22 protein-coding genes are annotated in these 22,814 nt (G+C 68.7%); 9 read left to right on the top strand and 13 right to left on the bottom strand.

The genetic code is table 11. The features are described from left to right. Window positions 1-77: 77 nt before the first annotated feature. Complete coding sequence (locus ACFQ9K_RS24790) at window positions 78-977, top strand: alpha/beta hydrolase (protein ID WP_378721520.1); 900 nt, start codon at window positions 78-80, stop codon at window positions 975-977. Here the strand turns inward: ACFQ9K_RS24790 and ACFQ9K_RS24785 are convergent. Beyond that, on the bottom strand, window positions 974-2,731 hold the full coding sequence (locus ACFQ9K_RS24785) for an ABC transporter ATP-binding protein (protein WP_378721519.1): 1,758 nt from the start codon (window positions 2,729-2,731) through the stop codon (window positions 974-976). The two genes, ACFQ9K_RS24790 and ACFQ9K_RS24785, sit on opposite strands and share 4 nt — an antisense overlap. A gap of 82 nt (window positions 2,732-2,813) precedes the next feature. Here ACFQ9K_RS24785 and ACFQ9K_RS24780 point away from each other — a divergent pair, with 82 nt between their 5' ends. Continuing rightward, complete coding sequence (locus ACFQ9K_RS24780) at window positions 2,814-3,239, top strand: MarR family winged helix-turn-helix transcriptional regulator (RefSeq protein WP_378721518.1); 426 nt, start codon at window positions 2,814-2,816, stop codon at window positions 3,237-3,239. Between the two features lie 170 nt (window positions 3,240-3,409). Beyond that, entirely contained in the window at window positions 3,410-4,180 is a 771-nt protein-coding gene (locus tag ACFQ9K_RS24775) for a hypothetical protein (protein WP_378721517.1), read from the top strand. Between the two features lie 9 nt (window positions 4,181-4,189). Here the strand turns inward: ACFQ9K_RS24775 and ACFQ9K_RS24770 are convergent, their stop codons facing one another. The 7 genes from ACFQ9K_RS24770 to ACFQ9K_RS24740 all read right to left on the bottom strand — a co-directional run bounded on the left by ACFQ9K_RS24770 (window position 4,190) and on the right by ACFQ9K_RS24740 (window position 11,082). Then, window positions 4,190-5,323 carry a mandelate racemase/muconate lactonizing enzyme family protein gene (locus ACFQ9K_RS24770; protein ID WP_378721515.1) on the bottom strand — a complete coding sequence of 378 codons (1,134 nt, stop codon included), beginning with the start codon at window positions 5,321-5,323 and terminating at the stop codon, window positions 4,190-4,192. Beyond that, window positions 5,320-6,699: an aldehyde dehydrogenase family protein gene (locus tag ACFQ9K_RS24765; RefSeq protein ID WP_378721513.1), complete on the bottom strand. Its 1,380-nt coding sequence runs from the start codon at window positions 6,697-6,699 to the stop codon at window positions 5,320-5,322. Before ACFQ9K_RS24765 ends, ACFQ9K_RS24770 begins: the two co-directional genes overlap by 4 nt. Next, window positions 6,696-7,286: a thiamine pyrophosphate-dependent enzyme gene (locus ACFQ9K_RS24760; protein ID WP_378721512.1), complete on the bottom strand. Its 591-nt coding sequence runs from the start codon at window positions 7,284-7,286 to the stop codon at window positions 6,696-6,698. Before ACFQ9K_RS24760 ends, ACFQ9K_RS24765 begins: the two co-directional genes overlap by 4 nt. A 2-nt stretch (window positions 7,287-7,288) precedes the next feature. After that, complete coding sequence (locus ACFQ9K_RS24755; protein WP_378721510.1) at window positions 7,289-7,831, bottom strand: thiamine pyrophosphate-binding protein; 543 nt, start codon at window positions 7,829-7,831, stop codon at window positions 7,289-7,291. 124 nt (window positions 7,832-7,955) lie between these two features. Beyond that, on the bottom strand, window positions 7,956-8,675 hold the full coding sequence (locus tag ACFQ9K_RS24750; RefSeq protein ID WP_378721509.1) for a GntR family transcriptional regulator: 720 nt from the start codon (window positions 8,673-8,675) through the stop codon (window positions 7,956-7,958). Window positions 8,676-8,753: 78 nt separating this feature from the next. After that, complete coding sequence (locus ACFQ9K_RS24745; RefSeq protein WP_378721507.1) at window positions 8,754-10,052, bottom strand: MFS transporter; 1,299 nt, start codon at window positions 10,050-10,052, stop codon at window positions 8,754-8,756. Window positions 10,053-10,263: 211 nt separating this feature from the next. Continuing rightward, entirely contained in the window at window positions 10,264-11,082 is an 819-nt protein-coding gene (locus ACFQ9K_RS24740; protein WP_378721506.1) for an MBL fold metallo-hydrolase, read from the bottom strand. 111 nt (window positions 11,083-11,193) lie between these two features. Here ACFQ9K_RS24740 and ACFQ9K_RS24735 point away from each other — a divergent pair, with 111 nt between their 5' ends. Then, complete coding sequence (locus tag ACFQ9K_RS24735) at window positions 11,194-11,802, top strand: helix-turn-helix domain-containing protein (protein WP_378721505.1); 609 nt, start codon at window positions 11,194-11,196, stop codon at window positions 11,800-11,802. Between the two features lie 113 nt (window positions 11,803-11,915). On the opposite strand, the gene ACFQ9K_RS24730 is transcribed toward ACFQ9K_RS24735, so the two are convergent. Beyond that, window positions 11,916-12,767, bottom strand: coding sequence for a bifunctional 5,10-methylenetetrahydrofolate dehydrogenase/5,10-methenyltetrahydrofolate cyclohydrolase (locus tag ACFQ9K_RS24730; protein WP_378721504.1), 852 nt, complete (start codon window positions 12,765-12,767; stop codon window positions 11,916-11,918). A 224-nt stretch (window positions 12,768-12,991) separates the two neighbouring features. On the opposite strand from ACFQ9K_RS24730, the gene ACFQ9K_RS24725 reads away from it, so the two are divergent. Continuing rightward, complete coding sequence (locus ACFQ9K_RS24725; RefSeq protein WP_378983655.1) at window positions 12,992-13,861, top strand: YdcF family protein; 870 nt, start codon at window positions 12,992-12,994, stop codon at window positions 13,859-13,861. Between the two features lie 123 nt (window positions 13,862-13,984). Further along, window positions 13,985-14,785 (top strand): putative protein N(5)-glutamine methyltransferase, encoded by an 801-nt coding sequence (locus ACFQ9K_RS24720; RefSeq protein WP_378725450.1) that lies wholly within the window; start codon window positions 13,985-13,987, stop codon window positions 14,783-14,785. A gap of 3 nt (window positions 14,786-14,788) precedes the next feature. On the opposite strand, the gene ACFQ9K_RS24715 is transcribed toward ACFQ9K_RS24720, so the two are convergent. Beyond that, on the bottom strand, window positions 14,789-15,619 hold the full coding sequence (locus ACFQ9K_RS24715) for an SDR family oxidoreductase (protein WP_378725448.1): 831 nt from the start codon (window positions 15,617-15,619) through the stop codon (window positions 14,789-14,791). 31 nt (window positions 15,620-15,650) lie between these two features. Further along, complete coding sequence (locus ACFQ9K_RS24710) at window positions 15,651-17,222, bottom strand: succinic semialdehyde dehydrogenase (RefSeq protein WP_378725446.1); 1,572 nt, start codon at window positions 17,220-17,222, stop codon at window positions 15,651-15,653. A 168-nt stretch (window positions 17,223-17,390) separates the two neighbouring features. Here ACFQ9K_RS24710 and ACFQ9K_RS24705 point away from each other — a divergent pair, with 168 nt between their 5' ends. Further along, a complete protein-coding gene (locus ACFQ9K_RS24705; protein WP_378725444.1) occupies window positions 17,391-18,062 on the top strand; it encodes a TetR/AcrR family transcriptional regulator in 672 nt (223 codons plus the stop codon). A gap of 69 nt (window positions 18,063-18,131) precedes the next feature. On the opposite strand, the gene ACFQ9K_RS24700 is transcribed toward ACFQ9K_RS24705, so the two are convergent. Next, entirely contained in the window at window positions 18,132-18,869 is a 738-nt protein-coding gene (locus tag ACFQ9K_RS24700; protein ID WP_378725442.1) for a ferredoxin reductase, read from the bottom strand. 174 nt (window positions 18,870-19,043) lie between these two features. Between ACFQ9K_RS24700 and ACFQ9K_RS24695 the strand changes: the two genes are divergently transcribed. After that, a complete protein-coding gene (locus tag ACFQ9K_RS24695) occupies window positions 19,044-19,709 on the top strand; it encodes a TetR/AcrR family transcriptional regulator (RefSeq protein WP_378725440.1) in 666 nt (221 codons plus the stop codon). Here the strand turns inward: ACFQ9K_RS24695 and ACFQ9K_RS24690 are convergent. Beyond that, entirely contained in the window at window positions 19,706-21,199 is a 1,494-nt protein-coding gene (locus ACFQ9K_RS24690) for a flavin-containing monooxygenase (RefSeq protein ID WP_378725438.1), read from the bottom strand. The two genes, ACFQ9K_RS24695 and ACFQ9K_RS24690, sit on opposite strands and share 4 nt — an antisense overlap. A 560-nt stretch (window positions 21,200-21,759) precedes the next feature. On the opposite strand from ACFQ9K_RS24690, the gene ACFQ9K_RS24685 reads away from it, so the two are divergent. After that, a complete protein-coding gene (locus ACFQ9K_RS24685; RefSeq protein ID WP_378725436.1) occupies window positions 21,760-22,809 on the top strand; it encodes a 3-oxoacyl-ACP synthase III family protein in 1,050 nt (349 codons plus the stop codon). The last annotated feature ends 5 nt before the right edge of the window (window positions 22,810-22,814 follow it).

Genomic DNA, 22,814 nt, shown 5'->3' with positions numbered 1-22,814 from the left:
GGGCAGCTCCCACGCATGACATGATCGAGCGAGTGAGACAGCAGATCTCAGTCGCTGGACCTGGTAGGAGCTGATTGATGACGACCGCGACCCGCTCGGATATCGAATTCCAGTCGGACGGCAGCACGGTACGCGGCTGGCTATTCCGGCCGGAGAGCACCGGCGATCCGGTTCCCGTCGTGGTCATGGCGCACGGGCTCGGCGCGGTCAAGGAGATGCGCCTGGATGCCTTCGCCGAACGGTTCGCCGCCGCCGGGATCGCCGCCGTGGTGTTCGACTACCGCCATTTCGGGGCCAGCGACGGCGAGCCGCGGCAGCTGTTGAGCATCGGCCGTCAGCTCGCCGACTGGTCGGCGGCGATCGATTACGCCGCGCGCCTCGACGGTGTCGACTCGGCTCGAATCGCTCTGTTCGGAACGTCTTTCAGCGGCGGCCATGTGTTGCGCGTGGCCGCGCAGGACCGCCGGGTCGCGGCGGTCGTCTCGCAGTGCCCGTTCACCGACGGTCTCGCCTCGGCGCCGACCGTCGGCCTGCGGCCGCTGCTGGGCATCGCCGCCCGCGCCATCGCGGACGTCGCCGGCGCGGCGCTGCGCAGGCCGCCGGTCACCGTCGCGCTGACCGGCAAGCCGGGCGAGACCGCCCTGATGAACGCACCGGACGCGGCCCCCGGCTACACCGGACTGGTGCCACCGGCGTTCACCCACCCCAACGCCGTCGCGTCCCGCATCGGCCTGACCCTCCCCCTCTACCGCCCCGGCCGCAGCCTGCGCAAGATCGACGTCCCGGTCTTCCTCGGCGTCTGCCTGGCGGACACCGTCGCCCCGGCGCGCCGCACCCTGCGGTACGCGGCGGCCGCAGGCCCCGCCGTCGAGGTACACGAGTATCCGGCCGGGCATTTCGACATCTACGTCTCCCCCGACTTCGACCGGGTGGTGGCCGACGAGACCGCGTTTCTCGTCGAACACCTGCTGCGCTAGGCCGCCTCGATCAGCGCGTCGTCGCGGGAAAGCAGTGCGGCATAACGCCCGTCGAGCTCCATCAGCTCGTCGTGCGATCCGCTCTCGACGATGCGTCCCCGGTCGAGCACGACGATCTGATCGGCATCGCGAATGGTCGACAGCCGGTGCGCGATGGTGATCGTGGTCCGGTCGACCGACAGCGCATCGATCGCCTGCTGCACCTCTTGCTCGGTGCGGGTGTCCAGCGCACTGGTCGCCTCGTCCAGCACCAGGATCGGCGGATTCCGCAGCACCGCACGGGCAACCGCGAGCCGCTGCTTCTCGCCACCGGAGAACCGGTAGCCGCGCTCGCCGACCAGGGTGTCGTACCCGTCCGGCAGGCTCATGATGTGCTCGTGGATCTGCGCGACGCGGGCCGCGTTCTGCAATTCCTGTTCCGTCGCATCGGGTTTGGCGAAACGCAGGTTGTCGGCGACCGTGGCATGGAACAGGTAGGTCTCCTGCGACACCACACCGACGGCGGCGGCGAGATCGGCGAAGGACAACTCGCGCACGTCCTTACCGTCGATGGTTATCCGTCCCGAGGTCACGTCGTAGAGCCGCGCCACGAGATAGCCGAGAGTGGTCTTCCCGGAACCGGTTTCGCCGACGATGGCCAGGCTCGACCCGGCGGGCACCGTGATGTCGATGTCGCTCAGCACCTCTCGGCTCCCCGATCCGTAGGAGAACCCGACGTGATCGAACCGGACCGCACCCGTCACCGGGCCGAGCGGTACCGGCTCGACCGGCTCTTCGATATCCGGCTTCAGATCCAGGTACTCGAAGATCCTGCCGAACAACGCCATCGAGCTCTGCACCTCGACACCGGTCGACAGCAACTGCACCATCGGCCGCAGCAGCGTGGTCTGCAACGTGGTGAACGCGACCAGGGTGCCGATCGACACCAATGGCCGGCCGCCCGTCGCGGTGAGCCCGGCTGCCCAATAGATGACGGCAGGCATGGCAGACATGACGATCATGATGGTCGACTGCCGCCACCGACCCGCCATGCTCGCGCGCACCTCCAGATCGACCAGCCCGCGCGATTCCCGCGCGAAACTGTCGACCAGCGCGGGCGAGCGCCCCATCGTGCGGCCGAGCAGAATGCCGCTCACCGAGAGCGACTCCTCCACGATCGCCGACATGCGGGCCAGTTTCTCCTGGCGCTGACCGGTGATCTTGCGCCGCTCGCTGCCGACGCGGCGGCTGATCCAGACGAACAGCGGCAGCATGACCAGCGAGACCAGGGTCAGCCGCCAGTCCAGCACGAGCATCGCGGTCACCGCGGCGAGCACCGTGGTGAAGTTCGAGACCAGCGACGTCGCGGTGGAGGTGACGGTCGACTGCATGCCGCCGATGTCGTTGGCGATGCGCGACTGCACCTCGCCGGTGCGCGTCTTGGTGAAGAAGGACAACGGCATTCGCTGCAATTGCGCGTACACCGCCGAGCGCAGGTCGTGCATGACGTCCTGGCCGACGGTGGTCGAGATATAGGTCTGGAGCACGCCGAACACACTGGTCAGCGCGGCGACCGCGACCATGCCGGCGGCGAGCAGGGTGAGCAGGCCGGTGCGCCCGTGCGGGAGCGCGTCGTCGAGCACCGCGCGCAGCATGAACGGCGAGGCCAGCGCGACGACCGAGGAAAGACACACGAGGGCGGCCACGAGGGCCAGCCGGGCCCGATAGGGCCGGAACAGCCGGACGATCCGGCGGAGCTGATGTGGGGGCTGCATAGGCGCCTCCTTCCGAGAACTACCTCATGAAACTGAGCATGACTCATAATTGTTCCCGAAACAATGAGTTATGCTCAGAATCATGGAGCCCGTCGACACCGACCTGCCCGAACTGTTCCTGCGCGCGGCCAAGCGGATCCGGCGCAACCAGGTCGGCCGGCTCGCCCCGCTCGGCCTCACTCCGGCGCAGGCGCGTGCCTTGCGCATCATCGCGCACCACGACGAACCCCTGCGGATGACCGAACTCGCCGAACGCCTCGGCATCGTGCCGCGCTCGGCCACCACCGTGGTCGACGCCCTCACCGCCGCCGACCTGGTCACCCGCGCACCCGACCCGGCCAACCGCCGCGCCACCCTGGTCACCCTGACCGAGTCCGGCCGCGCCACCCTCGCCCGGATGGCCGAAGCGCGCCGCGCGGCCGCCGAGGAACTCTTCGCCACCCTCACCGCCGAGCAGCGCGACACCCTGCGAGACCTGCTGGCCACCCTCGATTCGACCAGCGGATAGCACAATCCGGACTTACCGGCCGGTATCCCCCGCGCGTACACCATTGTCAGCAACCGGGCAGTATTCTGCCCGGAGCGACAGCGAGTCGGCTGGACATACGCGTCCGCACGTTGCTGCATTTCGGGAACGGTGCGGATAACCTGGCGATATGACCTGACGAAGGTGGGGCGATGGATCGACCGGAGATGGGCGGACAGCCCGGATACGACTATGGGCGGGGGCCGCAGATGATGAATCGTGGTGTGCCGGAACAGCGGTACACACCGGAGCAACGGTATGCACCGGAGGAGCGGTACCGGGGCGAGTACGCCGACTGGGTCGACCAGATGCCCGCGCGCGAGCCGGAACCGGACTACCAGCCGGAGTACTTCGAGGACGAGTTCAGCGGACTGATCGACCGGTCCAAGCGAAACCGATCCGCCCGGCGGTGGGCGGTGCCGCTGCTCGGTGTACTCGGCGCGGCGGCGGTGGCGGGCGCCGCCTTCGTCTTCTTCGCCGGCGGCGACGAGCCGGCCTCGGTGGCGACCAGCACGCCGCGGATCGCCGATCCGGCCGCCTCCCCCGGCGCGCAGTGCACGTCGGAGAAGGTCGGCAATCGGATCAAGGGCAACGACGCGGGCAACTTCGACTCCGGGCCCGGCGCGATCTTCGCCTTCCAGCACGCGTACTACGTCACCCGTTCCGGTGACGAGGTGCGCGCCGCGACCACCCAGGACGCGGCGGTGGAACCGGCCGACGCCATCCAGCGCGGCATCGACAGCATTCCGGCGGGCACCACCTACTGCGTCGCGATCACCCCCGGCGCGTTCGCCGGCCAGTACATGGTGGTCGTCACCGAGAACCGCCCCGGCCGCGCGCCGGTCACCTACAACCCGCAGCTCGTCACCACCACCAAGGATGACGGCCGGACCCTGATCAGCGCCATCAGCCCCGGCCAATAACCCTGCGGCTCAGGCGAACTCGTACTTGGCGACGACGTCCTCGTCGAGTTCGATGCCGAGCCCCGGTCGCTGCGGCACCTGCACCTGATTGGCCCCGTACGTCAACCGGGTCTCCGGGGTGAGCAGCTGTTCGAAGTTGTAGATGCCCTTCTCCAGCGCGAAGTACTCGACGACCAGCGTGTTCGCCACCGCGCCGCACAGGTGCACGTGCAGGTTGTGATGCCAGTGCGGCGCCATCCGCAGGCCGAACGCGTCGGCCGCGTGCGCGACCCGCAGCCACTCGGTGACCCCGCCGACCACCCCGGCGTCGGCCTGCAGGATCGAGGCCGCGCCCGCCTCGATGAGTTGCCGGAATTCCCACCGGGTCTGGTGGATCTCGCCGGTGGCGACCGGCGTGCGGATCTGCCTGGCGAGCTCGCCGTGCCCGGCGATCGCGTCCGGCGAGAGCGGCTCCTCGAACCACCACAGTTCCCGGTCACCGGCCGCGCGCTCGAACGCCTCGATGGCCCGGCGGGCTTCGTGCACCGAGGGATAGGCGTTGTTGGCGTCGAGCGCGAGCCTGCCGGTGTCGCCGATCGCCTCGATCGCGGCCGCCACCCGACGCGCGTCCTCGGCCACGCTCAGGCCGCCGACCTTGATCTTGTGGTCGGTAAAGCCCTGTCCCGCATTGAATTCGATCTCCTTACGCACGGCCCGGGTCCATTCGCCCTCGTCCGGCCGGTAGTAGCCGCCGGACGCGTACGCGGGCAGCGGGGCGGCCGAGCCGCCGAGCAGGCCGACCAGGGGTAGTCCGGCTCGCTTCGCGCGCAGGTCCCAGAGCGCGATGTCGATGGCCGACAGGGCCCGCAGCACGGCCCCGCGACGGCCCGCGAGCAGCGCCTCCTGGTAGGCCAGGCTCCACAGTCCGGAGACGTCGTTGTGGTCGGCGCCCAGGTAGACCGGCGCGAGCAGGTCGTCGACCGCGCACTTGGTCAGCGCGCCGCCGCTGGTGCCCGCATAGGTGTAGCCGAGGCCGGTCGCGCCGGTGTCGTCGGCGACCTCGACCAGGACGTAGTGCCGATCGGTCAAGTCGCGGTTGGACATTCGGGTCGGCTTGTCGACCGGGATGCCGACCACACGGGCGGAGATTCGGGTGATGGTCATCGACTGCTCCTCGCGGATGGGGCGGTGCGTACCGCCTGGATGTTGGCGAATTCGGTGGCGCCGTAGGTGCTCAGCTCGCGGCCGTGCCCGCTGGCTTTGACCCCGCCGACGGGCAGGCGCGGGTCGGATTCGGAGATGCGGTTGACGAAGACGGAGCCGGCCGCGATATCGGCCGCGAGTTGCTCGACCCGGCCGAGGTCACGACCCCAGATCGAGCAGCTCAGGCCGTAGGCCGAGGCGTTGGCGGCGGTCAGGGCGGCCGCCGCCGAGCCGACCGGCAGTAATGCCCCGAGCGGGCCGAACGTTTCCTCTTGGAACGCAACGGAATACGTGTCCGGCACCTCGACGATGGTCGGCGTGAACCAGGCGCCAGGACCGGAATCGCCCGCGCCGCCGACCAATACCTCGGCCCCGGCGGCGACCGTCGCGTGCAGTTGCCTGCGCAATTCGTCGCGCAGGTCGGCGCGCGCCATCGGGCCGATGTCGGTGCCGGGCAACGCCGGATCGCCGACGACCAGCTTGCCGAGTTCGGCGACCATCGCCTCGGCGAACTCGGGAAAGATGGTCCGCTCGACGATGATTCGTTTCGCGGCGATACAGCTCTGCCCGGCGTTGAGGAACCGGGAGCGCACCGCCGCGGCGGCCGCGGCGCCCACCTCGGCGTCGGACAGCACGATGAACGGATCGGACCCGCCGAGTTCGAGCACGACCTTCTTGACCGCGCGACCGGCCCTCGCCCCGACGATCGCACCGACCCGATTGCTGCCGGTGAACGCCACCGCCGCGATGCGCGGATCGTCGATCAGCGGCCCGATCCGGTCCGGCGGCAGCAACACGGTGGTCAGCACCCCCGTGCCGCACACCTCGTCGAACAGCCGCTGCACGGCCAGCGCGCACCCGGTGACATTGTCGGCGTGCTTGAGCAGCACCGTGTTGCCGATCGCGATCGCGGGCAGCATCGACCGGAAGACCTGCCAGAACGGGTAATTCCACGGCATGATCGCCAGCACGACGCCGAGCGGCCGGGTTCGGATCTGCCCGCCGTCCGGGAAGACGTCGACCGCCTGCGGCGCAACGAGATCCGGCACCCGATCGGCGTAGTAGTCACAGGTGAACGCGCACTTCTCCAGCTCGGCGAGCGCCTGGCCGATCGGCTTGCCCATCTCGGTGGTGATCAGCGCCGCCAGCGTAGGCGAGTCGGAGCGCAGCCGGGCGGCCAGCAGCCGCAGCCGATCGGCACGGTCCGCCAACGGCGCGTCGACCGCCCGGCGGCTGGCGGCGACGGCTCGGTTCAACAGCGCCGACAGCTGGTGATCCGGGGTGAAAGAGTATGTCTCGACCGGACTTCCGTCGACGGGATTGATCGTGGTGATCATCGGCCCGCCTGCTCGGTGGAGCGGGCGGCGAGCCAATCCTGGAAGCGCCGACCGAGGATCACCGGGTTCTCCAACAGCTTCGGCACGCCGGTGGCATTGCCCACCGCGATGCGGACGTGCAGCAACACCGGGCCGTCGAGCGCCAGCACCTCGGTCAACCGTTCGCCGAGTTCTTCGGGATCGGCCGCGCGACGGACCGTCCAGCCCGCCGCGGCGGCCAACTCCCCCAGGTCGATGCGCGAACCATAGGTCGGCAGATTTGCCGTCGCGCCGTACACGCCGTTGTCCAGCAACACCATCACCAGCTTCGCCGGCCGCAGAAAGCCCGCTGTCGCAAGCACATTCGGGTTCATCAGCAGCGATCCGTCGCCCTCGATCGCCAGCACCTTCGGCACATCGGTGTCCGCGATCCCCAGCGCGACCCCGGTGGCCACCGAACCGGCCAGCCCCATCGCGTCGAGCAGATACAGATGGTTCGGCCGGTCCGCCACCGCCGCCAGCTCCCGGCTGGACGCGGCACAGGTCACCACCACTGGCAGATCGGTCGTGTGGTTGGCGATAATGCGCAGTGCGTCAATGCGTTTCACGATCAGGCCGCCTTACCGTCGGTCGCCCAGAAGTGCGCGAGCACCACCACGGGGCGGAAAGTCATGCGGGCGTGCACCCCGGCCTCGGTGACCACCGCCGCCCAGTCCTCGGGGCCGCTGCGCCGGTCGAGCTGGAAGGTCTGGATGCCGAACTGGTCGAGCACGCGCGGCACGTGCTGGCTGAACGTGTGGATCATCGAGTTGTACTCGCCGAGCCCGCCCCTGGTGTTCGCCACGATCAGCATCGGCAGGTGGTAGGCCACGTTGAACGTGGTCAGCGCGGTCAGCGCGTTGCCGAAACCGTTGTCCTGCATGACGATCGCGCCGAGCTTCCCGGTCAGCGGCAGAGCGCCGATCAGGCCGGCCGCCTCTTCCTCCCTGGAGAGCGGGAACACCCGCTCCGAGATGCCCGCCGTGCCGCCGCTGGTCTGTACCAGCGCGGTGATGACGGGCGCCACGCTGACCGATGGCACATACCCGACCAGATCGACCTCCGCCGCCCAGATGCCGCTGGCGACGGACGTCGCATACGAGTTGGAATTCACCGAATGTCCCTTCGCCGGACCGGCTGCCGAGCGCAGCCTCTTGGCGTGTGCAACATACTACTCATCTTGAGTAGCATGCAACACTCGAATATGAGTGACACCTATCCGGTTTCGAACGGAACTCTCAGTAGGTGACTCGGTCGCCCTCGGGCACCGACACCGAGACCCAGCGCCGCCATTCCGCGACCAGGCCGCGGTTGTCGTCGCTGCTGTGCGCGACGAGCAGATCACCCGAACGCACCAGATGTTTGCGCATCGCGCGCTCGGCGCCGACCCCGTCGCGCTTGCGCAGCGCGTCGATGATGTCCCAGTGGTCCTTCAGCGCGGTGTCCACCGGCTGATAGCGCGGCACGCTGTGCCTGCCGTCCAGGGCCAGCGTCTGGCGCAGCTCGTTGACGAACTTGGCCAGCCGGCGATTGCCGCTGGCCTGCAGGATCAGTTCGTGCAGGCGCTCATCGGCGGCGAAGTACTCGGTGCCGCCGTCGGCGGTGCGCTCCATGATCCGGTATTCGGCCAGCATGGCCTCGTCGTCGCGGCTGGTCATCACCGCGGCGGCGCTGCGGCAGGCAGGCGGTTCCAGCAGCACGCGCAGGCTGCACAGGTCGACGATGCCCCGGCCGTCCTGCCCGAGCACCCGGGCGCCGCGGTTGCGTTCGATCTTGACCAGGCCCAGATCGGCCAGCTTCAGCAGCGCCTCCCGCACCGGCGTCCGCGAGGCCCCGAACCGTTCGCCCAGTTCGCGCGACGAGTAGAGGATGCCGCGCTCGAGCCGCCCTTGCCGGATCGCGTCCCGGATCTCGGCAGCGATCTGCTCGGACTTGCTGTCAACCGCGTCCTGCGACAAGGCACCTCTTCATGGAGCGAAAACAATGGGAAATCGCCCGTGGCACACCGACCTCGGGCGATTCCCCAGCATAGCCGCTCAGGCGGCGGGTACCGCCGCGGCGCGGCGGGCCCGCGTCCGCACCGCGATGGCGCCGACCACCGCCAGCGCGCCGACATTGGCCAAGATCATCACCGCGATCGCGAAGCTGGTGTGCCCGCCGGACGCGTCCTTGATCCAGCCGAACGCGTACGGGCTGACGAACCCGGCCGCGTTGCCGAGCGAGTTGATCAGCGCGATGCCGCTGGCCGCGCCCGCGCCGGCCAGGTAGGCCGTCGGCACCGACCAGAACAGCGGTTTCGCCGTCTGCGCGGCCATGGTCGCCACGGTGATCGCGGTGAACGCCAGCAGCGGCGAGCCGAGCGCGAACGCGGTCACGGTGAACGCCACTACCGAGATGGCCAGCGCGATCAGCACCGGCCGCGACGAACGGTCGTTGCGCACCAGCCGCCCGGTGACATACATCCCGACCGCGGCGAGCAGGAACGGAACCGCCGAGAGCCACCCGATCTGGAAGCTGGTCAGCCCGTGCCCGACCTCCTTGACCACCGACGGCATCCAGTAGGCCAGCGGGTACGCCCCGCACAACACCAGGAAGTAGGCCAGGCACAGGGCGATCACCCGCCTGTCCCGCAGCGCCGCGAGGTGACCGGCGGGCGCCGTCCGCGCGCGCTCGGCGTTCTCCGCGTCCAGGGTCTCCTTCAGCCACGCACGCTCGGTCTCGTCGAGCCATTTCGCCTTGTCCGGCGACTCGGTGAGCAGGCAGAAGAACACCACGCCGAGTAGCACCGCGGGCACGCCGCCGACGATGAAGATCCAGCGCCAGCCGTCCAATCCGAGCACGCCGTCGAACGTGTCCAGAATCCATCCGTTGAGCGGACTGCCGAGCACGCTGGCCACCGGGATGGCCATCATCACGGTGGCAATCACCTTGGTGCGCTGGGCATTCGGATACCACCGGGCCAGATACACGATGATGCCGGGAAAGAAGCCCGCCTCCGCGACGCCGAGCAGGAAGCGCAGCACGTAGACCATCTCGACACTGGTCGCGAACGCGGTCAGCGCGGCGATGAGGCCCCAGGTGACCAGGATCCGGCTGAGCCAGACCCGGGCGCCCACCTTGGTCATGATGATGTTGCTCGGCACCTCGGCCAGCACGTATCCGACGAAGAAGATGCCGGCCACGAACCCGTACTGGGTCGCGCTCATGCCGAACGTCTCCTCCATGCCGAACTTGGCGAAGCTGACGTTAATCCGGTCGATATAACTGACGATGTAGCCGATCACCAGCAACGGCACCACCCGGCGGGTGATCTTCCGGATTGCGTTCGCCTGCATAACTTCCCCCTCGATACGGGGGATCGCACGGTCCATCTTCTTTCCTCCACAGCACAGAGCCACAAGCTGTGATGGCATGCCACCCAGATAAGTAACATGTCCAACTTGATGAGTGGCATGCTACTCATGCTGTGACCTGACGCACAAGAGTTTCGCAGACGCGCCGGACGGAGATGGCCGAAATGCGCTAGCGCGGATCCGGCACGCTCGATCAGCCGATCGGTGGTGCGAGGTACTCCAGCGCGTAACCGTCGCCGGCGGAGGTGATGCGGGCGATGCCGGGCGAGTCGAGATGGGCGCCGGCCACGAAATGGTGTGGCCGGGCCAGCTGTTCGAGCAGGCTCGCGCGCGCGGCGCGCGCCTGGGCCTGATCACCGTCGAACTCCCAGGTCACGCTGGGCCGATCGAATTGCAGCGTGGGCACGTGCACGGTGTCACCCCAGGCGATGAGGTGGCCTGCGCCGCCGCGGATCTCGTAGACGGTGTGACCGGGCGTGTGGCCCGGCGCCGGGATCGCGGTGGCCCAGTCGTTGATCGCGACCCGCTCCGACACGGGCACGACCCGGTCCCGCAGCGGCGCGAGCCGCCCGGTGAACACCGAGGTGTCGCCCGCCCCGATCCACACGCGCTCGAGCGCGGCGAACGCCGCCGAACCGCCCGGCGCGATCAGGCCGCCGACATGATCTTCGTGCCGGTGGGTGATGGCCACATCGGTGATGGTCGCGCGGTCGATTCCGGCCTCGTCGAGCGCGGCGTAGATCAACCCCATGGTGGGTTCGTGCCAGGCGTCGGACGCGCCGGTGTCGACGAGCAGCGACCGCGTGCCGTCGGTGACGAAGAAGGCGTTGACCGACAGGCGCAAGTTGTCGCCGACCAGGGGAACGGCGGGCGGCAGCGCGGCGAGCACGCATCCGTCCTCGCCGCGGAGCCGGGACGGCGGCATGTCGATGTACCCGTCGCGCAACGAAACCACCTGCAGGTCACCGAATTCGAACGTGGCGTGGTGCCGGCCACTAGAGCTGAGTCGCATGGAACCTCCATCATGTTCGGCGCGTAGCGCGCCTCTCCGATAGGAGATTACATCTACTTTGGAAGAAAGCTAGACTGAGCGCAGCAAGGCGCCCATCGATCGAGGAGCAAGGTGGTCCAGCAAGACGCGAACGCGGCCGAAGCCAAGCGGCGTGACGACCTGGCCGGCGCGTTCGGCGGTAACGTGCGGCGACGCCGCGAGGAGGCCGGTCTGACGCTGGAGCAGCTGGCCATCCAGTCATCGGTCAGCCGGGCGATGCTGTCGAAGGTCGAACGCGGGGAGAAGAGCCCGACGATCGGCGTCGCGTCCAAGATCGCCCACGCGCTCGACGCGTCGCTCTCGGACCTGATCGGCGGGCCGGCCGGCGGCGGGTCCGGTGTGGCCGTCGCCCTGCGCAGGCACGAACGCCCCGTATTCCGTGACCCGGCAACCGGTTTCGAGCGGCACATGGTGTCCGCGGCCCCCGGCGCGAGCGGCGCGGAGATGATCGTCCACCACCTCCCCGCGCACGTCTCGACCGGCCTGCTGCCCGCCTATCCCGCGGGCACGGAGAAGCAGCTCGTGGTGCTCGACGGCACCCTCACCGTCGCGATCGGCGGCATCATCGAGACGCTGAACACCGGCGACTCCCTGTTCTTCCAGGCCGACGCCGACCACGGCTTCGCCAACCGAACGAACGCGCCCTGCGAATACATCATGGTCATCACCCGCAGAACCTGATCGGCCGCTCGGCGACGGCCGTCGCCTCGGCCACGGCCGGACCGAGTTCGCTACGCTGCCCCGGCCCAGCCGTAATCGATTGCGGCGCAGCGCAATCGGACTCCGCGACTGGTCTAGTTCGCGGCTTTCTCCGCGGCGACGACGACGTGCCGCATGAGCAGCGCGGTGGTGACGGGGCCGATCCCGCCGGGGACCGGGCTCAGGGCCGCGGCCTTGCCGCGCACCGAGTCGGCGTCGACATCGCCGACGATGCTGCCGTCCGCGGCCTCGTTGGTGCCGACATCGACGACGACCGCGCCCTCGCGCACGTGCTTGCCGGTGACCAGGCCGATGCGCCCCGCCGCGGCGACGACGACATCCGCCGCCGACGTCACCGCGGGCAGATCGGTGGTCCGCGAGTGACAGATGGTGACCGTGGCGTTCTCCGCGAGCAGCAGTTGCGCCAGCGGCTTGCCGACCACGTTGGACCGCCCGACGACCGCGACATGCCGACCGGACAGCGGAATCTCGTGATGCTTCAGCAGTTCGACCACCGCTTCCGACGTCGCGGCGACGAATCCGTCCAGCCCGGAGGCGAGCAGGCCGAGCGACAGCGGGCTCACGCCGTCGACGTCCTTGGCCGCGGCGATCGCCGAGCTGACGTCTTCGAGGGTGATGCCGGCCGGCAGCGGCGTCTGCAGCATGATGCCGTCGGTCGCGCGGTCCGCGCTGCGCGCCGCGAGTTCCGCGCGGATCGTGTCCGCGGTCGCGTCGGCGCCGAGATCGACGGTGTCGCAAGCGATTCCGAGACGCTCGGCGGCCTTGCGCAGCGAGTTCACGTACCAGGTGCTGGCCGGGTCGTCGTTCGCCACGATCAGGGCCAGGCGCGGCGCGGCGCCCGCCTCGGCGCGCGCGGCGGCACGTTGCTTGGTGTCGGCGTTGATGGCGGCGGCGAGTTCCTTGCCGGTGAGCGAAACGGTATCCACGCTGTCACACCTTATCCGGACCGCCGCGCGGCGCGGTGACCGCGCCCGACGAGCCGCGCCCGGTTTGTCCCGATGCCCGAAATAAGCCGCAGAATCCGCCCGGCAAATACGCGATTTCCAGATCACGCCGCCGTATCGTGATCATGCTTGCCCACGGCTAACTGCCAGCACGTGCCCTACCCGTTCTATGCCCTCAGCATTTTCGCGGAAAGGTGTCGACTGTAGTGAAGATTTCGAGGCACTGGAAACATCTGGCCGCGTCCCTGTTCGCGGCCGTCATCGTCACCGGCCTGGCCGGCGTCCCGGCGCACGCCGGTGAGACCGACGCGCTCTACAACTCCGCCCAGCGCAACTTCACCGACGGCAACGACGTCGCAGGCCGCGCCGACCTCCGCACCCTGATCGGCGCCGACCCGGACGACGCCGACGCGCTCTCGCTGCAGGCCATCTGGTCGCACTACGCGGGCGATCTGCCCGCCCTCGCCGACGCGATGGCCCGGCTCAATGTCGTCGACCCCGGCATGGCGGCGGGCACCACCCACGTGCTCAACGCCATCGGCGCGGCGGTCGGCACCCTGCCGAATCCGCTGCCCGCGCTGATCGGCCCGCAGACCGGCATCGTGGTCCTCGGCTACGGCCTGCTGCCCGACGGCGCGCTGCGCCCCGAGCTGGTGAACCGGCTGACCGCGGCCTGGCTGCAATCGATCGCCGCGCCCCTGTCCCCCATCGTGGTGACCGGCGGCAACCCGCAGAACGGCATCACCGAGGCGGACGCGATGGCGGGCTGGCTGATCGGCCACGGCGTGCCGCCGACCCGGATCAGCGTGGAGGGCCGGGCCGGGTCGACCGTGCAGAACGCGCTGTTCGGCACGCAGAAGCTGCGCGAGGTCGGTGCGACCAGCGCGGTGGTCGTCACCTCGCCCAATCACATCCGGCGCGCGGTCGCCGACTTCATCGTGGCGGGCACCCAGGTGGTCGGCGCGACCACCTCGCTGGAGCAGCTGGTCTCCCAGCTGCCGCCGCCGGCCAGGCAGTCCCAGCGCGGCATCTACCTCGACGCCACCCGCACGTTCGAGTTGGACACCTCGCGCTGAGCGCGGCGCCCGCGCCCGGGATCCGCGCGACCGAGCCGATCCCGGGCGCGTGGCCGTCGAGACCGGCGTCACCGGAAAATCCAGTGGCCCGGCGGCGCCCCGGCACGGCAGGATGTCCGGGTGATGGCAGGTAGTACCGAGGTGGTCGAGGTCTTACGCGCGGCGGGATGCGTCTTCGCCGAGGAGGAAGCCCGCCTGCTCATCGCCGCCGCCGCGGAAACCGGCGCCGAGCTGAACGCCCTGGTGGCGCAGCGGGTCGCGGGCACTCCCCTGGAACATCTGCTCGGCTGGACCGAATTCCACGGCCTGCGGGTCGCGGTGGCACCGGGGGTATTCGTGCCCCGCCAGCGCACCGCCTTTCTAGTCGAGGCCGCCGCCGAGCTGGTCCGCGCCCGCGACCGGCATTGCGTGGTCGTCGATTTATGTTGCGGCTCAGGCGCATTGGGCCTCGCGCTGGCCACCATGCTGACCGCCGAGCAGGCGCTCGTCACGCTGGCCGCCGCCGATATCGACCCCGTGGCCGTCGAGTGCGCCCGCCGCAACCTCACGCCGATCGGCGCACCGGTCTACCAGGGCGACCTCTTCGCACCCCTGCCCGAGGAACTGCACGGCTGCATCGACATCCTGCTCGCCAACACCCCGTACGTCCCGTCCGGCATGATCGAGCGGATGCCGCCGGAAGCCCGCGACCACGAGCCGCGCGCCGCCCTCGACGGCGGCCCGGACGGCCTGGACGTCTTCCGCCGCGTCGCCGCGGACGCCCGGACCTGGCTCGCCCCCGGCGGCCACCTGCTGATCGAATCCAGCCGGGAGCAGGCGCAGGCGGCCCTCGATGTCCTCGCCGAGCACGGACTCACCGGCCGGATCGCCGAATCCGACGAGGACTACGCCACCGTCGTCATCGGCACCAGACCCGCTCGCTAGCCCCTACTTCTTGCGACCGGTGAACTCGTCCATCGAGTGGTAGACGCCGACGGTGTTGAGGAACAGGTCGCGCAGCTTGATCGGCAGGATGCCGGACAACGCCTTGTTCAGCCGCGACGTCCACGGCAGGATCACCAGCGGCGTGCCGTTCTTCATCGCCCGCCACGACGTGTCCACCACCTCGTCCTGCTCCAGGATCGGGGTGAACAGGAATCCCTTTGCGCCGTCGAACATTCCGGTGTTGATGTAGGTCGGACAGACCGTCGTCACCTTGACGTGTTCGTGCCCCGCCTGCTCCAGCTCGATGCGCACCGAATCCGACCAGCCGAGCGCCGCCCACTTCGACGCGGCGTACACGCTCATCCGCGGGTTCGACACCAGTCCGGCGGACGACGCGATGGTCAGCACCCGCGACTCGGCCGAACCGGCCACCATCGCGGGCAGGAATTCCAGGGTGACGTACATCGGCGCGTGCGCGTTGATCGCCATCGTCTGCTCGATGTCGCCGCGGTTCGCCGTCTCCCAGAAGTAGCTGTTGCCCCGGACGATGCCCGCGTTGTTGACCAGGACGTCGATGGCGCCGACCTCGGCCCGGACCGACTCCGCCGCCTCGGCGATGGCGTCCGGCGCGGACACGTCGACCACGAAGTGGTGGATGGTGCCGCCGAGCCCGGTCAGTTCCGCGGCGGTCTCCTTCAGCGCGAGCTCGTTGATATCCCACAGCACCACCGCGGCCGCGCCCTCGCGCACCGCCCGCTCGGCGAACAGCTTGCCCAGGCCCATCGCGGCGCCCGTGACGAGCACCTTCTTGCCCGCAACCGTGTCGAGTTTCATCCGTCCCTATCCCTGTCGATTCCGCTGAAAGTTACTTCTGCCGAAGCTTTTTCATGACCCCGAAGTAGAGCGTCATGGTCTTGGCCCACAGCTCCTCGGACATGCCGGGCAGCGGCGCGATCGGCAGCATCCGCTGCACCGCGATGGTCTGGGTGTCGATGTATTTCAGCAGGCCCTCGGCGCCGTGCCTGCGTCCGGTGCCGGAGATGCCGAGCCCGCCGGACGGCGCGTCGGCACTGCCCCAGGCCGCGATGAAGCCCTCGTTCACGTTCACCGACCCGGCGTTGATCCGGGCCGCCACCTCGCGGCCACGGCCGATGTCCTTGGTCCAGACGCTGGCGTTCAGGCCGTACGCGGTGTCGTTGGCCTGCTCGACCGCCTCGTCGTCGCTGCCGACCCGGTAGATCGACACGACCGGGCCGAAGGTCTCCTCGCGGTACACGGTCATGCCGGGCCGCACGCCGCTCAGCACCGTCGGCTCGTAGAAGTACGGGCCGAGGTCGGGCCGATGCTTGCCGCCGGCCAGCACCGTCGCGCCCTTGGCCACCGCGTCGTCGACATGCGAACGGACCGTGTCCAATTGGCGCGGGAAGGTCAGCGAGCCCATGTCGTTGTCGTAGGTCAGCCCGCCGCCGAGCTCGATTCCCCGGACGTGCTCGACGAATTCGGTGACGAACTGGTCATACACCTTGTCGTGCACATAGATTCGCTCCATCGATTCGCACAGCTGCCCGGCCGAGGCGAAGCAGGCGCGGATGGCGATCTTGGCGGCCCTGGACACGTCGGCGTCGGCGAGCACCACCAGCGGATTCTTGCCGCCGAGTTCGAGCGAGTAGCCGATGAGCCGCTCCCCCGCCTGCTGCGCGATGGTGCGCCCGGTCGCGCTGGAACCGGTGTAGTCGACGTAGTCCGCGCGACCGATCACCTCGTGCCCGATCACCGAGCCACGTCCGAGTACCGCCTGCCACAACCCCTTCGGCAGGCCGGCCCGCTCGGCGGCGTCGATGGCCCAGAGCGCGGTGATCGCGGTCTGGTTGTCCGGGCGCGCGACCACCGCGTTGCCCGCGACCAGGGCGGGCAGGGCGTCGGAGGCGGCCAGCGCGAGCGGGTAGTTCCACGGCGAGATCACCGCGACCACGCCCTTCGGCCGGTGCCGGACGTCGACCTGGGTGAGCACCGGCAGCACGCCGCGCGGTTTGCGGGTGGCCAGCAGTTTCGCGGCGACCTGCGCGTAGTACCTGGCGTTGACCGCGACGTCGCCGACCTCGTCGAAGGCGTGCGCGCGCGACTTGCCGGTCTCGGTCTGCACGATGTCGAGGATGGTGTCCTGCTCGGCGAGCACGATGTCGTGGAAGCGGCGCAGCACCGCGGCGCGCTCGCGGATCGGGCGGCGGGCCCACTCCTGCTGCACCGCGCGCGCCGTCGCGAAGGCTCGATCGATGTCGGCGACCGAGGACTGGGGCAGGTCCGCGAGTTTGGCTCCGGTGGCGGGCGCGAACACCTCGACCGCGGGCGCGCCACCGGCGACCGCACGGGCGAGCAACGGCTCCACCAGCGACGATGGCAATGCGTCGGCGGCGGTGAGCTGGGCGGCGGTCGTCATTGTCTGCCCTCTCCTGGGGACGGTCGGCGGCGTCACAGCACAGCCACCCTTAACTGAACACTAGTGTTAGATTAATAGCCGTGCCACACCTCGTGTCAAGCTCTTCGTCATGGAACACAGGCATGACCGGCGGTTCGCTGTGAGCCGGCACCATGTCCACGAGGCGCGATGACCGAGGCGACGACGCGGCGCGGCCGACCGCCGCAGACGCAGGAGCAGGCCGAGGAGGTCCGCGCCCGGATCGTGCTCGCCACCGCCGAGGTGTTCACCCGCAACGGATCGCGCGGGCTGAGCGTCGCGCAGATCATCGAGCAGGCGGGACTGGCCCGCCCCACCTTCTACCGCTACTTCGGCAACGCGACCGAGCCGCTGCACGTGCTGCTCAACACCTCGAACGACGGCCTGGTCGACGGCATCCGGCTGGCGCTGACCGGCACCGACGAACCCGTCGACCTCGGCATCCGGCTCATCGACGCCTATCTGGACTGGGCCGGCGGGCACGGCGCGATGCTGCGCCCGCTGTTCGCCGAACTGCACGACCCCGGCTCGCCGGTCTCGGCGTATCGCGAACGGGCACTGGACGATATCCGCGGCCTCGTCCGCGCGAGATTCACCGAACTCGGCCGCCCGGTCCCCAGCCCGCTGGATCTCGATGCGGCACTGCACGTCTGCGAGTACATCGTCTATCGCATCTCCGCGGGCACCGAACCCGGCGGCGAGCCGGACCCGGAAACCGTTGCCGCGGGCCGGCTCACGATGATCCGCGTGCTGCTGACCACCCTCGGCACCCGCACCGACCTCGAATACGCGATGCGGCTGCCCGGTATTTTCCCGGTGTGATCGCGGCGGGTCAGCGGATCGCCGACCCGCGAACTCGGCGAACGACGTTGGTCGCCGAGTCCACAGGTTTCAGGACACCGGCGCGAAACGCTCGGTGTACAGCGCTGCCGTCGGGTCGTGCAGCGACAGCACCTGCCGCGCGGACTCGGCCAACGGTGTTGGGGCGCAGACGTATACGGCCGCGCCGGTGGGCGTCTGCTCGAAGATCACCCGCGGGTTCGGCCTGCCGAACTCGTCGTCCGGCCGCACCACCACGTCGCCGCCGGTCAGTCGCGCCAGTTCGCACAGGAACGGCATCCGTGCCCTGGACCGACCGAGATACATGAGCCGCCAGCGCGTTCCGGCGCGTTCGGCCGCGTGCACCATCGACAGGATCGGCGCGATCCCGACGCCGGCGGCGACGAACAGGTACTGCCGCGCCTCGACGAACGGGAAGGTGTTGCGCACGCCGCGCACCGACAACCGATCACCGGCCCGCAACCGCTCGTGGATCTCCCGCGATCCGCCGTCGCCATCGGCGATGTGGCGCACGGCGATTCGGTATCGCCCGCGATCGAAAGGATCACCGGTCAACGAATACTGCCGCCGCCTGCCCGACGGAAGACTCACGTCGAGGTGCGCGCCGGGCGTCCACGCGGGTAACCGCACGCCGTCCGGATCGGTCAGGATCAGGCTGACCACCCCATCGGCCTCCGGCTCGATCCGATCCACGACGACCTGCCGCATCGAAAGCGGCTGCGGCGCTTCGACCGAGGCCATCATCCGCAGCCCGGAGCCCGCCCGATACCCTTCCTCGACGACCGTCACGCGACCGCGCGCGCCTGATCGGTACAGACCGTGGAGCTCATCTCGCATCCCTCATCTCTGATCGGCGAAGCCCAGCACCGGCAACGAAGCCCAGTATGCTGGCAATCTATTGATGACATCAGACGCTGTCAACATCGCCCGATGTCAATACCCGGCCTGTGAGAAGATGGCGGGATGGTCGCCGAAGACGACGGGTCCATCCCCGGCATGCGCCGTTGGCGCGGACGGTCCCCCGCCGATCGGGTCGCGGGACGCCGTGAGCAACTGATCGAGGCGTGCACCGAACTGATGGCCACCGTGGGCGCCGCCGAGACGTCGATGCGGGGCGTGTGCCGGCAGGCCGGGCTCACCGAACGCTATTTCTACGAGAGCTTCGCGAACCTGGACGCGCTGCTCACCACCGTGCTGGACGCCGTCGTCCTCGGCGCACGGGACCGACTACTCGACGCGTTACCCAGCGCGCCGATCGAGCGCGACGCCATGTTCCGTCATCTGGTCGGCGTTTTCACCGACTACCTGGTCGACGATCGCCGCCGCGGCCGGATCATGTTCGTCGAATCGCAGGCCACGCCGGTGCTGATGCCCCGCGCCAACGAACTCATCGGGTTATTCACGGCGCCGATCGCTCTGACGATCGGCGCCGGTGACTACTCGAACGCACCACCCGACGAGCACGACAACGCCCTCAACGCCAGCGCCATCTTCGGCGCCCTCGCCTACCTCTACCGGCCCTGGCTGGACGGCGAGATCCCGGTTCCCCGTGCCCGATTCGACGAACACGCCGCGACCGTGCTGGAACACATCGCCCGCGCCCGGTCCTCGGTGCGCACCGAGGCCTAGTCCGGCACCGCCACCGGCGCGGGATGCCCGGCCCGCGCGAAACTGATCGCGTCATCGGCGACCGACCCGTGCCGCAGCGTGACCAGGTCGCGCAGATAGTTCATCCGCAACCGCCACGGCGCCCGATCGCCCTGGATCGGGAACTCGCTCGCCGAACGCAGCACATAGCCGGGATTGAAGTCGGCGAACAATGATTCGGCGCCGACCGACGGATCGCCCACCGGCATGCAGCGCACGTAACCGCGCCGGTCCATGTGCCGGAGCAACCGAACCACGTACTCGGACACCAGATCCGCCTTGAGCGTCCACGAGGCGTTGGTGTAGCCGATGATGTAGGCGAAGTTCGGCACATCCGAGAGCATCATCGCCTTGTAGGCCATCCGTTGCGCCAGTGCCACCGGCTCGCCGTCCACCACCAGCTCCATGCCGCCGAACGCGAGCAGGTTCAATCCCGTTGCGGTGACGATGATGTCGGCGTCCAGCGTCGCGCCGGAGGCCAGGCGCAGACCGGTCTCGGTGAACGTCTCGATCCGGTCGGTGACGATCTCCAGCCGGTCCTTGCGGATGGCCCGGAAGAAGTCGTTGTCGGGGGTCAGGCAGAGTCGCTGATCCCACGGGTCGTAGCGGGGCGTGAAATGTGTGTCGATGTCGTAGCCCGGCGGCAGCCAGCGTTGCTGGAGGCCGCGGATGCGGGCGCGCATCCAGGCCGGATAACGTTGACTCAGTTCATACATCGTCGTCGTGAAGGCCACGTTCTTGGCCCGGACCACGGCATAGGCCGCCCGCGGCGACAGGTAGCGGCGCACCCGCATCGCGATCTTGTCCCGGGCGGGGCGGGAGACGATATAGCTCGGACTCCGCTGCAGCATGGTGACGTGCGCGCCCTGCTCGGTCAGCGCGGGCCCCAGGGTGACCGCGGTGGCGCCGCTGCCGATCACCACCACCCGCTTGTTCGCGTAATCGAGGTCCGCGGGCCAGGACTGGGGATGCACCACGGGTCCGGCGAAGCGGTCGACACCGGCGAACTCCGGCACATACGGCTCGTCGTAGCGGTAGTAGCCGGAGCAGGAGAACAGGAAACCGGCGGTGAGCGTGACGGTTTCGCCGGTGTCGGTGCGCTCGGCGGTCACGGTCCAGCGGTTGTCCGCCGAGGACCATTCGGCGCGGCGCACCCGGTGCCGGAATCGGATGTGGCGATCGATGCCGTTCTCCGCGGCCGTCTCCCGGACGTAGTCGAGGATGGTGTCGCCGTCGGCGATCGACTTCTCCCCGAGCCACGGCTTGAATCGGTAACCGAGGGTGTACATGTCGGAGTCGGAGCGAATCCCGGGGTACCGGAACAGATCCCAGGTCCCGCCGAGCGCCGCGCGACCCTCCAGGATCGCGTAGGTCCGGCGCGGGAACGCTCGCTGCAACTGATAGGCCGCGCCGATGCCGGACAGTCCGGCCCCGACAATGAGCACATCGATGTGCTCGGTAGCGGTTGTCATCGCTGTCTCCTCGGCTAGGCGGGATGCGTGCCCAGCCTACGACCCAGACAGTTGCTTCCGCGCGGCCGGCTGAATCGTGGGATGTATACGCCGCGGCGCGGCCGCCCGCTGTGCACGGATTCCGTTCGGCCCCAACGTAGTTAAGCGTTGAACGAGCGGGATGCGCCGACCGGAACCGATCGGCATCCCATCGCCCGGCCCGCAGTGAACTCACTCACATCACAGCAGCGCGCCACCCATTGTCCGCCCGCGAAGTTTGCGTTAGCTGAGCATTCGCTAGCTCGCCGAGCCGTCGCCATGCACAACGCCGCCGAGCCGTCGTACACCAGACCCGAAAACCATTGGCGACCCGCGAAATTCGGGCCACAGCAACACTGTTCCAGCTCCATAGCCAGCCGGTCACCAGTTAGTGATACCTCACGGAACACATACTCCCGCACTGTCACTCACCCCAACATCCGAGCCATAGGCGTTCCTAGTTACCGTCGGGTAGTGTCCGTCGCACCGAAGATCAGAGACGATCCGGAACCGTTTTCTTTCCACGATTTCCAGGAGCGCGCGTGTCGCATTCTCGATTCGAATCCATCGGCGCCTATCTGCCTTCGAATATCGTCACCACCCAGGAGCTGCTCTCCCGACTCAAGGAACCCCCGTCTTTCGATCTCGAAAAAATTACCGGCGTGAAACAACGCCGGGTGCACGACACGAACCCGGACAGCTACGAGGACTCCTTCGCGATCGCGATGAAGGCCGCGGAAGACTGTCTGTCCAGGTCGCGGTACGACGCGAGCGAGCTCGACGTCATCATCTCCACCTCCATCACGCGGAGCAAGCACGCCACCCGCATGTACATGGAGCCATCCTTCGCCGGTTCGATAAGCCGTCTTATTGGCGCGTCCAACGCCATTACGTTCGATGTATCGAACGCCTGCGCCGGAATGCTCACCGGCACTTACATCCTGGACCGGATGATCCGCTCCGGCGCGGTGCGCAACGGCCTGGTGGTCAGCGGTGAGGCCATTACTCCGATCGCCGACACCGCGGTGGCCGAGATTTCGGAGAAATACGATCTGCAGTTCGCGTCGCTGTCGGTGGGCGACTCGGGCGCCGCGGTCGTGCTCGACGAGGCCGTCGACGACAACGACAAGATCCACTACATCGAGATGATGACCGCCGCGGAGTACTCGCAGCTGTGTCTCGGCATGCCCAGCGACAAGAGCCAGGGTGTTGCGCTGTACACCGATAACCGCAAAATGCACAACGAAGACCGCTTCCTGTTGGGCACCAACAGTCAGATCAACTACCTCCAGGCGCAGGGCCGCACGTTCGCCGACGAGCAGTTCGACTACGTCATCCACCACCAGTTCGGCGCGGCCGCCATTCCGTGGATGAACGCCATCTGCGAGCGCGAGTTCGGCACCCCGATGCCGCCGGATCTGCGGGTCATCGAGAAGTACGGAAACACCTCCACCACTTCGCATTTCATCGTCCTGCACGATCAGCTCAGCGACCAGAACATTCCGGCGGGCTCGAAGCTGCTGATGATTCCGGCCGCCTCCGGCATCGTGACCGGGTTCCTGTCCACCACCATCTCGTCTCTGAAGGTCTGAGGTCA

Source organism: Nocardia sp. NPDC056564 (assembly GCF_042793755.1).
Classification (GTDB): Bacteria; Actinomycetota; Actinomycetes; order Mycobacteriales; family Mycobacteriaceae; genus Nocardia.
The sequence above is the reverse complement of the archived record's forward strand: the minus strand, read 5'-3'. Positions and strand labels throughout refer to the sequence as shown.